The organism is Bacillus sp. D7-8, from assembly GCF_052055895.1.
Lineage (GTDB): Bacteria > Bacillota > Bacilli > Bacillales > Bacillaceae > Bacillus > Bacillus velezensis.
In genome coordinates, this window is record NZ_CP179922.1 from 537,981 (window position 1) to 549,762 (window position 11,782).

Consider the following 11,782-nt stretch of genomic DNA (forward strand, 5'->3'; position numbering starts at 1 on the left):
CTTGGAGGACATTCTCATGCGAAATTTTAATGTTGCTATCCCTACGCCTTTTCATGAAGATGAAAGTTTATATTTAGAAGGATTTGATGCTATTGTCGAACATTTGAAAAACAGCGGTATCCATTCGTTACTCATATGCGGCACGACTGGTGAACAGCATTCACTCAGCATAGATGAGCGTCTTCAGATCATTGAGTATGTTCATCAGCGAAAATTTGAAGATGTTGAACTGATGTTCGGTGTTTCAGCCGTAAGAACCAGTGATGCCGTCAAACTGATGAAACACATCGAGAAAACCAATATTGATTCTGTACTGATTGGTTTTCCTCCTTATATAAGACCGACACAGCAGCAAGCCGTTTATTACGTTGACGAACTTCTCAGTCATACCTCTAAAGAGGCTGTGCTTTATAATAACCCCGGCCGGACCGGTTTTAATCTGAGTGAGAAAGCGCTTAAAGACTTAATAAGCCGGCATCCCGGGATAAGGGGGCTGAAAGAAGGAGGAGACGTTCTGCGTCATAAACAAACAGAGTTCCCTGATCACTTTATTTTGTTTGCCGCAGGAGACGTTGAATTTCCGAAGATGATGAGTAACGGGTGTAACGGCCTGTCAAGCATGGCCGGAAATGTCTATCCTGAAGAAATCAGAGAAAGCTTCAGCAGCTTATCAGAAAATAAACCGATTAATCTGGACCGAATAAACGATCTGATTGCTGAAGTGACAAATCATCATACTGTCATGAATATAAAAAATCACTATAGGAAGATTGGGATTCAAGCAGGCAGCTGCCGGTCACCCATTATATAAGAAATGTTCCGTCGCGGATAAGTGAAAAATGTGATCAGCGCGCTTTCTGTACTTGGATTAGGCTTAATAAGCAAGTTATATAATACTGTCATTAGCAGGGGCGTAAGCATTTGTTTAGCTTTACATAAGGGGAAACCTTATGATATGGTGATTATTGCTAATATTGACAAGAAAGAGGTGAAAGCGATGATAACGATTTATGGAATTTTGTATGGTAAAAATGCAAAAATTGGAAACATCTTGGCGGACAAAGGGAGCAGTCTGTCCTTTTTTAAGCCAAATCGCCATACAAAAACAGTTATCGGTGCTTTTTCTCTATGTCAAATAAACGATAATCCAATGACATAATGTCCTTGTTTATTTGTACATGATGTTATTTAAGCGTAACACCGATAATTGTGTCGGTGTTTTTTTGTGCCTGATTTTAAAAAAAGGTTAGATTGATAACTCCCTTCTATTTACTCAAACAAACAAGAGTATTATGGAAGGATGAGAAAACATGCAACAAAAAAACAAGTATATAAGAATCCAAGAGTTCCTGAAGCAAAATAAATTTCCTGATTTTAGAATGAATCAAATCAAAAATGCTGTATTCCAAGGGAGAATAAATCATTTCAATGAAATAACGGTTCTTCCTAAATCCCTGAGAAAATTGTTAATAGAGGAGTTCGGAGAGTCGATTTTAAATATTGCTCCTTTAAAAGTGCAGCATTCTGAGCAAGTAACAAAAGTCTTATTTGAAATTTCCGGAGACGAAAAAATAGAAACGGTTAATATGAAATATAAAGCCGGTTGGGAGTCATTTTGTATATCCTCGCAGTGCGGCTGTCATTTCGGCTGTAAATTTTGTGCAACAGGAGATATTGGTTTAAAACGCAATTTAACGTCAGATGAAATGACTGACCAAATTTTGTACTTTCACTTAAAAGGACATTCAATTGACAGTATTTCTTTTATGGGAATGGGAGAAGCATTAGCGAATGTACAAGTTTTTGATGCTTTACATGTGCTTACAAATCCGGAGTTGTTTGCTTTAAGCCCTCGCAGGTTATCTATTTCGACTATAGGTATTATTCCGGGCATTAAAAAAATCACTCAGGATTATCCGCAGGTCAACCTGACGTTTTCATTACATTCTCCTTTTAATGAACAGCGAAGCAAGTTAATGCCGATTAATGAACGCTACCCGTTATTGGAGGTAATGGACACATTAGATGAGCATATACGTGTGACCTCAAGAAAAGTTTATATTGCTTATATTATGCTGCCGGGAGTTAATGATTCTATTGATCATGCGAATGAAGTAGTAAATCTTTTAAGAAGCAGATATAAGAGAGGGAACTTGTTCCATGTAAACATCATTAGATATAACCCGACTGTTAGTTCACCTATGAGATTTGAAGAAGTAAATGAGAAACAAGTTGTAAACTTCTATAAAAAATTAAAGTCAGCAGGAATTAACGTGACCGTCAGAAGTCAATTTGGTATTGATATAGATGCTGCTTGCGGACAATTATATGGAAATTATCAAAAAAATAAGAACCAATAAATCAGGTGCAGAACTCGGTTTGACTTCATATTATTTCATTAGATAACATAAAATGGTTATCGTGATTGAAAAAAAGATACCCGTTTTATAAAAAAAGGAGTCATAACGTTGCTGAAAAGGTTTTTTCTTGTTTTTCTTACGCTGATAATGTCTATATTTGCTGTATTCGCGGCTGCTGAAGAGTCTCCCGGCGATCGTGTCATTTCTTTTGACGAGCCTCTGATTTTATTGATCTCACTCGGAATCATCTTATGTTTGTTCATTCCGCCATTCGTCATGTCCTTTTTTGGCAGCTTGGTTGTGAGAATCATATCCGGAGTCTATCAATGTTTTATCGTCCTCACGTTTGCGGGCCTCATTCCGATTGGATTTCTGATTCCCAATGGCTTTTTGACAATTCTTGCTGCCGTACTAGGGACTTTGGTCAGTTCAGCGAGTGTTGCCGTGACCTTATTCGTTGGCAGGAAAAAAGAGGCCGGAAGGTTTTAAAACTAGTGGGTAAGCTGCAATATTGAAGGGAAAGTCATTGTTTGACTATTTATATGGAATAGCATAGAATTAAAGTAAATATTTATAAAAAGTCACTAGGGGAGCTTTAATAGCTGAGAAGAGACAATACGTCCTGACCCTTTGAACCTGATTTGGTTAATACCAGCGTAGGGAAGTGAAAAATTAGAGAGATTCTTTATCTTATCTATATTTAAGCCACTTTCCATAGAGGAAAGTGGCTTTATTTATTTTGAAAGGGTGATATGAAGTGGCGACTAAAAAAGTTTTTCTGGCAGGGCCTTTTAAAAGTTTAGTAGATGAGAAAACTGGATTGATGAGTACGTATGAGAGGGGAAAGCTGGAATCATTAATTTCCTTTTTTGAGAATGAAGGATGGCTGGTTCATAATGCTCACAAGCGGGAAGGGTGGGGGAAAGATTTCATGACACCCCTTCAATGCACTAAAATTGATTTTGATGAAATAAGTACTTGCGACCTTTTTGCAGCATTTCCCGGATCACCCGCTTCTCCTGGAACACATATAGAAATTGGATGGGCTTCTGCCTTGAAAAAAAAGATCGTGCTATTTCTAGAAAAGGACAAGGATTATGCTTTCTTAATTCAAGGGCTACATGCAGTGGCGGATGTTGAGTACATCAGCTATAAAGATACAGATGATTTATTAGAGAACATTAAAAATATCTTTGCAGCATATAAGGCGGAATCTCAATGAGAAAGAGAACTTTTCATGAAGCATATACGGAAACGCTGTATGACATCTATCACAACCCTGAATTTTTCAATTCACCGCGCGGACAAAAAAGCAGAGAACAATTGAACTACCATCTGACTCTGGAAAATCCAATAGAACGTGTCACTTATTTATCCTCAAGAAAAACCAATATCGTGTTTAATTTTGCTGAAGTGCTATGGTATTTATCGGGGAGTAACGACTTAGATTTTATCAGTTATTACAATAAAAAAATGCCTTCATACTCAATGAATAAAAAAACATTAACAGGCACTGCGTACGGGCCTAAAATATTTGAATTCGGAAATGCAAAACTAAATCAATGGAATAGAATAAAAAATCTTTTGACACAAGAAGATATTGATTCAAAAAGGGCATTTATTCAAATATTCGATGCTTCGGAACTCTTCGTTTTAGAAAATATAGATGTTTCCTGCACAATCGGTTTGCAGTTTTTTGTGAGGGAAGGCGAATTATACATGTCTTCTGTCATGCGTGCAAATGATGCTTTTCGCGGGATGATCAGTGATCTTTTCTCATTTACCTTCATGCAGGAATTAATGGCCAGAGAACTGCGTTTAGAAGTCGGAGAATATTTTCATAATGCGGGATCGATCCATATTTATGATTCAGATCATGAATGGGCGAAAACGGTGCTTGAAGAAGCTGAAAATCACCATGATATTCCGGAATTTGAATTTCCGAAAATGCCTGAGGGAAATAACTGGCCGTCCATTGAAACAGTCTTAAAGTACGAAGAATTACTTAGGAAAGATCAAATTTCTATGACTAAAAACGATATTGAAATGCTTGATTTACCTGATTACTGGAAACAGATTCTTTTCCTTTTTAGTATATACCAGCATATTGCATATAAACGGGATATGGATCATTCTCTATTTCAAAGTTTACTTCCTATATATCAATTTTTCGTCAGGAATAAGTGGTTTCATTATTTCTCAACTGAGCAAAAGGAGGAAATTCAATGAAAACTTCATGGAAAGAAGACAGTGTTGCTGGTAAATTCGATGCTTATAACGACGTTTTAGAACAAACGTTAGGTTTTGAGTTTGTTTTTCGTACTTTTGATAAAGCGGAGATTAAAAAGGTGCTCGATTTCGGATGCGGTCCAGGAAAGGTAGCTTATAGGCTGGCTGACAGAATAGGCTGCAATGTGATCGCAGTCGATGAATCAAGGAAGATGTTAGATATAGCAAAGGCAAAAAGACAACATCCTCATGTGGACTATCATTTAATTGAACACGATAATCTTTCCTTCTTACCAGATCACTCAGTTGATGCTGCAATGGCCTGTTATGTTTTTATTAATACGGATAGTGACCAGCGTATCAAAGGTATCATAGATGAAATTTTTCGTGTGTTAAAACCAGGAGCTTCATTTGTCATACTCGATACGAATCCTGATTCAACCGGAATTGAATTTTCAACCTTCCGCAATGGAATACCGGGGAAAGAATATTCTTACGGAGAAGAAAGAAATGAATGGCTCCATGTTCCCGGACAAGCAGATTTAATTTTAAATGATTTTCATTGGCCGAAGTCAATGTATTATAAACTATTAACTCATGCAGGTTTTGAAAATGTAACTTTATCAGAACCAACGTTAAACGATATTGACCAAGAGCATGTAAAAGCCATAGAGAAAGAGTTTCAATTTAATAATTGGAAATGTGAAAAGGAATATCCGCCTTTTGTCATTTTTAAAGCAGTGAAACCTGCCTGAAGGAGGAGTGTAAGTTGACGGATATTTATAAAGCGCTTTCGATTGCTGGGACTGATCCTTCCGGAGGGGCGGGAATTCACGCGGATTTAAAAACATTTCAGGAACAAAAGGTATATGGAATGGCAGTCATTACATCAGTTGTTGCACAAAACACACTTGGTGTGAAAAGTTTTGAGGAGATGTCTCTTCAGAATATATCTCAGCAAATAGACTGTGTCGTGGATGATATAAAACCGGATGCTGTCAAAACCGGTATGCTTGCAAGTATAGGAATTATTGAATTGCTGGCAGAAAAGTTAAAAGACGCAAATATTCAATCGTATGTGATGGATCCGGTTATGATTGCTAAAAGCGGACATCATCTGCTCCATAAGGACGCCATTGATCATTTGAAGAAATTATTAATACCCCAAACAACTGTTATTACACCGAACATTCCGGAAGCGGAAGTAATCATCGGCAAATCAATCGAGACTGTACAGCAGATGCGTGATGCGGCGAAAGAAATAGTGGAGGTATACGGGGCAAAAAGTGCTGTCGTAAAAGGGGGGCACCTGAACGGAGAAGCCCGTGATATTTTGTACTTTGACGAGGACTTCGAGGAATTTGTTTCTCCCCGCTTTGATACAAAGCATACTCATGGAACAGGCTGTACGTTTTCAGCTGTGATAACTGCAGAGCTGGCAAAGCAGCACAGCATACCGGAATCAGTGGCAACTGGAAAGGAATTCATTTCAGCAGCCATTAAACATCCCTTAGGAATCGGGAAAGGACAAGGCCCTACAAATCATTTTGCGTATCGCTCAACTATTAACCAAGAGACAACCGCTTAAGGAGTGTTATGATGATCTCCAAGAATTATGATGTATTTTTATTTGATTTAGACGGAGTGATATATATAGGAGATAAAGCTTTACCAGGAGCTGTGGCCTCTTTAAAACGACTCCGTGAAGAAAAGAAAGCCATTCGCTTTTTAACGAATGATCCTTGTGTTACAAGAGAAACGATTGTGAAACGCCTTCATAAACTGGGGATTTCAGCAAGTATTGATGAAGTGTTTACTGCGGGGTGGGCAACAGCTGATTACCTTGTCAGTGAAGGAATAAAGAAGGCATATATATTGGGAAATGACCAACTTAAAAGTGAAATTCAAAAGGCCGGTATTGATCTTACGGAAGATCAGGCGGAGGCTGTTGTCATTGGATGGGATCAAAATATTACATTTCAGGATGTGCATAAGGCAGTAAACCTCATCCGCTGCGGGGCTTCATTTATCGCTGCAAACGGGGATAAAACATTTCCTGCCGCTAACGGACCAGCTCCCGCGACAGGCGCTATAGTCGCGGCTGTTAAAACAGCAGCTGCTAAAGAGCCGATTATAATTGGAAAACCGGCGTCTTCAATATTTGAAAAAGTACTCGAGTCTTTTGAAGATAAAGAGAGATGCGTTATGATTGGGGATACGCCTGAAACAGATATTGTCGGAGCAAACCAAATAGGCATCACTTCCGTATTAGTTTCTGAACAAAATACTTTATTTCCTGCAAAACATGATTTTAGAAATCCGGATGTTGTGATCCGCGATCTGAAAGACTTGTTCGATAATGAAATAAAGGCAGAAGTACGGAAAAAACCGGATTTCCAATGGACAGAACAAGTGAAAGCCGGAGTCGCTGGAATTATAATTAAAGAATCAAGTTCCGTTTTATTAATGAAGCGTGCTGATAATGGTTTATGGGGCATTCCTTCAGGACATGTGGAACCTGGTGAAACAGTTGAACAAGCAATTATAAGAGAAATAGAAGAGGAAACTGGATTAGTGGTGAAAGTCTCTAAAATGATAGGCGTTTATTCTGATCCGAGTTCACAAACCTTTATATACCCTGACGGCAGAGTCAGCCATTTTATTACCAATTGTTTTCAATGTGACGTCATCGGCGGCACTTTGAAAAAGTCCACAGAGGAAGCTATGGAAATCAGATATTTTGATATCCATGAATTACCTGAACATCTCTTGCCGATGCACCCGAGATGGCTGGATGATGCTTTGGAAATGAAAGAGAATGCTTTTATTCGATAAGGAACAGTATGTCAAAAATACTTTTTGGGGGTTATTTACAAGGATTAACGGTTTTCAACCCGTATTTCTCGGCCGCGTTCCAAAAACACCAAGTGTCACAGACCCTTGGTGTTTTTTAATTCCGGCAGAACCATAATGCAAGAGCGGCAGAAAAGAAGGTATAATGGGCGGAGAAGAGGTGTCAGCCAATGAAAATAACCAGAGAGACATTAGAAAAACAGCAAATTTGGATATATGGTGTGACTCTTGTAATCGGCGGAATAGCGGGGATCGCCGGGAAAGATTCAGGACTTCGCTGGGGATGGACGATATCACCGCTTATCGCTGTTCTCATGTATGCCATGTTTGCCCAAATCCCATTCTTGAAGCTGAAGGAAGCCATGTCAAACCTCAAATTTATGGCGGCTTTATTGATCGGTAATTTCTTAGCTGTACCTGTCGTTGTATGGGTGTTAACCGCCATTTTTCCTCAATCTCCTCCTATATTATTAGGGGTTTGTTTGGTATTGCTTACACCTTGTATTGATTACGTCATCGTCTTTACTCAGCTCGGCAAAGGAAATGAGAGATTAATACTGGCTTCCACGCCGGTTTTGTTCGCCGTTCAGATGGTATTGCTTCCGTTATACCTGTGGCTGTTTATCGGGAAAGAAGTGATAGGGGCTGTTCATGCGGGGCCGTTTCTGGAAGCATTCTTATGTTTAATAGCGGGACCGCTGCTGGCGGCTGTGATGACTCAATTATGGGCTGATAAGAAGCCGGCGGGAGAAAAGGTGTTGGAATGGACGGCGTGGCTGCCTGTTCCTTTTATGGCTCTGGTCTTACTGGCGGTCGTCGCCACACAAATCGGCAAGGTCATCAGTGATGCTGGCATCATTATACGTGTGATTCCGATCTATCTGTTATTCCTGCTCATTATGCCGTTTGTCTCCCGGTTTATCGCATATGCGTTCCGTCTGGATACAGGTGAAGGAAGAGCATTGATCTTCAGCACGGGCACAAGAAATTCTCTCGCAGTCCTTCCGTTAGCGCTGGCTTTGCCGGATGCTTGGGCTTCATTAGCCGCCGCTGTTATCGTCACACAGACGATCGTTGAATTGATAGGCGAATTGGTTTATATAAAAGCGGTGCCCGGATGGCTGCTGAAATAAAAAATAATTTGAACTGAAAAAAACATACCAACAAATATTGGTATGTTTTTTTATGTCGATTATAAAGTTGAAATATCAATGACGAAACGGTAGCGGACATCGCTTCGGAGAACCCGTTCGTACGCTTCGTCGACTTGATTGGCCGGTATCACTTCAATTTTAGGAGCAATGCCGTGCTCGGCGGCGAAATCAAGCATCTCCTGAGTCTGCGGAATACCGCCGACGAGTGAACCAGCAATGCTGCGGCGGCCCGTGATTAAGGAGAACACACTGTATGAGTCCGGCTTAGCGGGCGCTCCCACATTTACCAATGTACCGTCAATGCGAAGCAGGGATAAGTAGGCATCTACGTCAAGGTTCGCGGATACTGTATTTAAAATAAGATCAAATCGTCCGGCCAGCTCAGTAAATGTATCCGGATCGCTTGTGGCAAAGTAATGATCGGCTCCAAATTCAAGCGCTTCGTCTTTTTTGTTCATTGAGCGGCTGAGGACGGTGACCTCTGCGCCTAAAGCGTGCGCGAATTGAACGGCTAAATGTCCGAGTCCGCCCATTCCGACAATCGCCACTTTTTTGCCGGGGCCGGCATTCCAGTGTTTCAGCGGAGAATAGGTGGTAATGCCCGCGCACAATAGCGGGCTGGCAGCATCCAAATCCAGCTGATCCGGAATCCGGACAACGAATCTGTCAGTGACAACTATTTTCTGGCTGTAGCCGCCGTACGTAGGGTTTCCGTCGTAGTCCAGGTTATTATAAGTCTGAACAACGCCTTTTGTGCAATATTGTTCGTCTCCGTTAAGGCAGTATTCACATTCCCCGCAGGAGTCTACAAAACAGCCGACACCCACACGGTCTCCGACGGCAAATGTGGTGACTTCTTCACCCACGGCTTCCACAACTCCGGCAATTTCGTGTCCGGGAACCATCGGAAAGATTCCGCCGCCCCATTCATCGAATGCACTGTGGATGTCTGAGTGACAAATCCCGCTGTACTTAATATCAATCAGGATATCGTGCGGCCGTAATGCTCTTCTCTCAATCGTCGTCCGCTCAAATTTAGCTTTTGCATGCGGAGCGCTTAATACACGAGTCGGATGATTATTGCACATGGTTATCTTCCTTTCCAAGATAAAGTGATGAATCCTCTGTTCGATTTTACTTTAAATGTTAAAGCGGACTTTAAGTCAAGGAGTTTGGTTTATTTTTTTATGAAATGATATTCTATAATGGCACGCTTATGAAAGGTATGAAGGACGGGTGGTAAAAATATGAAGATTGCGCAGGCTGCAAAGCAGGTTGAGTTATCAGCCGCAACGCTTAGGTATTATGAAAGTATAGGACTGATTCCTCCGGTAAAACGCGATGAAAGCGGCATCCGCGATTATGACGAAGATGATGTGAATTGGATTCAATTTATAAAATGCATGAGAAGTGCCGGGCTGTCGATTGAGGCGCTGATTGAATATACCGCTTTATTTATTGAAGGAGCCGATCATACGATCGAACCCCGAAAAAACATCCTGATAAATGAAAGGAAAAGGCTGACGGAGAAACAGAGGGAAATTGATGAAACCATAAAACGATTAAACAGGAAGATTGAGGATTACGAAGATATCCTTGAAAATGAAGCGAAACTTAAAAACAGATTGAAAGCTGAATGTATTTCTGAATGAAGAGAAGGTGTCCCGGACGCCGGGCCGCATGAAATGTACCAAGGGAAACGAGCCTTGGTTTTTTTATTTTCTAAAGAGTGGAAACAAAACAGCCTTTTCTATCTTATCAATCATTACTTATCCTTTTTTCAGCTTGACTTTTTTACTGCAGACTTTTAAAGTGTGAAATGTTGCTTAGACTGTGATTAGCGACTTTAATGCTGAAAAGAGGTGGTTTACCCAGATGAACAATAAAAAGAACCCTTGGGCGTTATTGCCTTTAGTCTTATTCGTAGGGCTTTTTGTCGGCTCTGGTCTGGTGACCGGAGATTTTTATAAATTGCCGATCTTGATTGCCGCGATCATTGCGTCAGCTTTTGCGCTGTTATTTAACCGGAAGAAATCGCTCAATCAAAAAATAGAATGGTTCGCTTCCGGTGCGGGACATCCTGATATTATCATTATGGTTATGATTTTTATATTGGCAGGTGCCTTTGCTTCAGCGGCTGAAGCAATGGGAGCGGTGCATTCAACTGTCAATCTTGCTTTGAGCGTTATTCCGCAGCAGTTTTTGCTGCCGGGGCTGTTTATCATTGCTTGTTTTATTTCTATATCGATGGGAACATCAATGGGCACGATTGCGGCGGTTGCGCCGATCAGCGCGGGTTTGAGCGGCGAGCTTGGCATCTCCGCCGCGATTCCGATTGCGGCTGTGGTCGGCGGAGCTATGTTCGGAGATAATCTTTCTTTTATTTCCGATACGACCATTGCGGCAGTCCGGACGCAAAAAACACAAATGAGGGATAAATTCAAAACGAACTTTCTGATTGTTTTGCCCGCTGCCATTGTGACTGTTATTATCTTATTTTTTATTCCGGCAGGCCACGCCGTCCATACGGGTGCTGAATCTTACAGCTGGATTAAGGTGCTTCCTTATATCGCCGTGTTGGTTTTTGCGTTAATCGGTATTAATGTGATGGCTGTCATATTCGGCGGATTGATTTTGACGGGAATCATCGGGTTAGCGTGCGGCAGCCTGACGTTTGATTCTTATTTTAAGGCGATTACGGATGGAATTGCCGGAATGAGCGATCTGATCATCCTGTCCATGCTGATCGGCGGGATGGTCGGCGTGATGAAACAAAACGGCGGGATCGACTTTTTACTGGAGTTCATCACGAAACGAATCCGTTCGAAAAAAGGAGCCGAAGCCGGCATTGCCGGACTGGTCAGCGTGACGAATCTGGCTGCGGCCAATAATACGATCTCGATTATCGCAGCCGGGCCGATTGCAAAGAATATCGCTGATAAATTCAACATCGACAACAGAAAATCGGCAAGTATTCTGGATATCTTTTCGTGCATGATTCAAGGCTTGATTCCTTACGGCGCGCAGCTGTTATCAGCCGGGAAATTCGGGAATATTTCACCCGTCAGCATCCTGCCATACTCTTTTTATCCCGTTTTCATCGGAATCTGCGGCATCGCCGCCATCATATTTGGACTGCCGAAGTTCACAAGAAATACGAAATAAAAAAAGGCGCCGTTCGGCGCC

General features: G+C 41.1%; 13 protein-coding genes and 1 riboswitch. Of the genes, 12 read left to right on the plus strand and 1 reads right to left on the minus strand.

Annotated elements, in window-relative coordinates; genetic code table 11:
• Positions 1–16 precede the first annotated feature (16 nt).
• The 10 genes from ACKTRM_RS02840 (at position 17) to ACKTRM_RS02885 (ending at position 8,575) form a co-directional block, all read left to right on the plus strand.
• Complete coding sequence (locus ACKTRM_RS02840) at positions 17–811, plus strand: dihydrodipicolinate synthase family protein (protein WP_012116913.1); 795 nt, start codon at positions 17–19, stop codon at positions 809–811.
• 144 nt (positions 812–955) lie between these two features.
• Entirely contained in the window at positions 956–1,159 is a 204-nt protein-coding gene (locus tag ACKTRM_RS02845; protein ID WP_023356738.1) for a hypothetical protein, read from the plus strand.
• 151 nt (positions 1,160–1,310) lie between these two features.
• Positions 1,311–2,360, plus strand: a complete 1,050-nt coding sequence (locus tag ACKTRM_RS02850) for a 23S rRNA (adenine(2503)-C(8))-methyltransferase ClbA (protein ID WP_012116915.1) — start codon at positions 1,311–1,313, stop codon at positions 2,358–2,360.
• A 108-nt stretch (positions 2,361–2,468) separates the two neighbouring features.
• A complete protein-coding gene (locus ACKTRM_RS02855) occupies positions 2,469–2,849 on the plus strand; it encodes a hypothetical protein (protein ID WP_012116916.1) in 381 nt (126 codons plus the stop codon).
• Between the two features lie 87 nt (positions 2,850–2,936).
• Positions 2,937–3,040: riboswitch (TPP riboswitch) on the plus strand.
• A gap of 77 nt (positions 3,041–3,117) precedes the next feature.
• The gene (locus tag ACKTRM_RS02860; protein ID WP_012116917.1) at positions 3,118–3,582 is read left to right on the plus strand and encodes a hypothetical protein; all 465 of its coding nucleotides are present in this window, start codon (positions 3,118–3,120) and stop codon (positions 3,580–3,582) included.
• Positions 3,579–4,589, plus strand: coding sequence for a thymidylate synthase (locus ACKTRM_RS02865; RefSeq protein ID WP_012116918.1), 1,011 nt, complete (start codon positions 3,579–3,581; stop codon positions 4,587–4,589). The genes ACKTRM_RS02860 and ACKTRM_RS02865 overlap by 4 nt, the downstream gene beginning before the upstream one ends.
• Entirely contained in the window at positions 4,586–5,344 is a 759-nt protein-coding gene (locus ACKTRM_RS02870) for a class I SAM-dependent methyltransferase (RefSeq protein WP_007409545.1), read from the plus strand. Before ACKTRM_RS02865 ends, ACKTRM_RS02870 begins: the two co-directional genes overlap by 4 nt.
• A 14-nt stretch (positions 5,345–5,358) precedes the next feature.
• A complete protein-coding gene (gene thiD, locus ACKTRM_RS02875; RefSeq protein WP_012116919.1) occupies positions 5,359–6,177 on the plus strand; it encodes a bifunctional hydroxymethylpyrimidine kinase/phosphomethylpyrimidine kinase in 819 nt (272 codons plus the stop codon).
• An 8-nt stretch (positions 6,178–6,185) separates the two neighbouring features.
• Positions 6,186–7,424, plus strand: a complete 1,239-nt coding sequence (locus ACKTRM_RS02880; protein ID WP_020953905.1) for an HAD-IIA family hydrolase — start codon at positions 6,186–6,188, stop codon at positions 7,422–7,424.
• A gap of 188 nt (positions 7,425–7,612) precedes the next feature.
• On the plus strand, positions 7,613–8,575 hold the full coding sequence (locus tag ACKTRM_RS02885; protein WP_012116920.1) for an arsenic resistance protein: 963 nt from the start codon (positions 7,613–7,615) through the stop codon (positions 8,573–8,575).
• A gap of 59 nt (positions 8,576–8,634) precedes the next feature.
• Here ACKTRM_RS02885 and ACKTRM_RS02890 read toward each other — a convergent pair whose 3' ends face one another.
• A complete protein-coding gene (locus ACKTRM_RS02890; RefSeq protein WP_012116921.1) occupies positions 8,635–9,684 on the minus strand; it encodes an NAD(P)-dependent alcohol dehydrogenase in 1,050 nt (349 codons plus the stop codon).
• Positions 9,685–9,843: 159 nt separating this feature from the next.
• Here ACKTRM_RS02890 and ACKTRM_RS02895 point away from each other — a divergent pair, with 159 nt between their 5' ends.
• Positions 9,844–10,248 (plus strand): MerR family transcriptional regulator, encoded by a 405-nt coding sequence (locus ACKTRM_RS02895; RefSeq protein ID WP_007409338.1) that lies wholly within the window; start codon positions 9,844–9,846, stop codon positions 10,246–10,248.
• A 223-nt stretch (positions 10,249–10,471) separates the two neighbouring features.
• Positions 10,472–11,761: a Na+/H+ antiporter NhaC family protein gene (locus ACKTRM_RS02900; protein WP_012116922.1), complete on the plus strand. Its 1,290-nt coding sequence runs from the start codon at positions 10,472–10,474 to the stop codon at positions 11,759–11,761.
• The last annotated feature ends 21 nt before the right edge of the window (positions 11,762–11,782 follow it).

What these genes read in the sequence shown, in the direction of transcription:
- ACKTRM_RS02840 (WP_012116913.1), top strand. Translation starts at nt 17, where the DNA reads ATGCGAAATTTTAATGTTGCTATCCCTACGCCTTTTCATGAAGATGAA.
- ACKTRM_RS02845 (WP_023356738.1), top strand. Translation starts at nt 956, where the DNA reads ATGGTGATTATTGCTAATATTGACAAGAAAGAGGTGAAAGCGATGATA.
- ACKTRM_RS02850 (WP_012116915.1), top strand. Translation starts at nt 1,311, where the DNA reads ATGCAACAAAAAAACAAGTATATAAGAATCCAAGAGTTCCTGAAGCAA.
- ACKTRM_RS02865 (WP_012116918.1), top strand. Translation starts at nt 3,579, where the DNA reads ATGAGAAAGAGAACTTTTCATGAAGCATATACGGAAACGCTGTATGAC.
- ACKTRM_RS02870 (WP_007409545.1), top strand. Translation starts at nt 4,586, where the DNA reads ATGAAAACTTCATGGAAAGAAGACAGTGTTGCTGGTAAATTCGATGCT.
- ACKTRM_RS02880 (WP_020953905.1), top strand. Translation starts at nt 6,186, where the DNA reads ATGATGATCTCCAAGAATTATGATGTATTTTTATTTGATTTAGACGGA.
- ACKTRM_RS02885 (WP_012116920.1), top strand. Translation starts at nt 7,613, where the DNA reads ATGAAAATAACCAGAGAGACATTAGAAAAACAGCAAATTTGGATATAT.
- ACKTRM_RS02890 (WP_012116921.1), bottom strand. Translation starts at nt 9,684, where the DNA reads ATGTGCAATAATCATCCGACTCGTGTATTAAGCGCTCCGCATGCAAAA.
- ACKTRM_RS02895 (WP_007409338.1), top strand. Translation starts at nt 9,844, where the DNA reads ATGAAGATTGCGCAGGCTGCAAAGCAGGTTGAGTTATCAGCCGCAACG.
- ACKTRM_RS02900 (WP_012116922.1), top strand. Translation starts at nt 10,472, where the DNA reads ATGAACAATAAAAAGAACCCTTGGGCGTTATTGCCTTTAGTCTTATTC.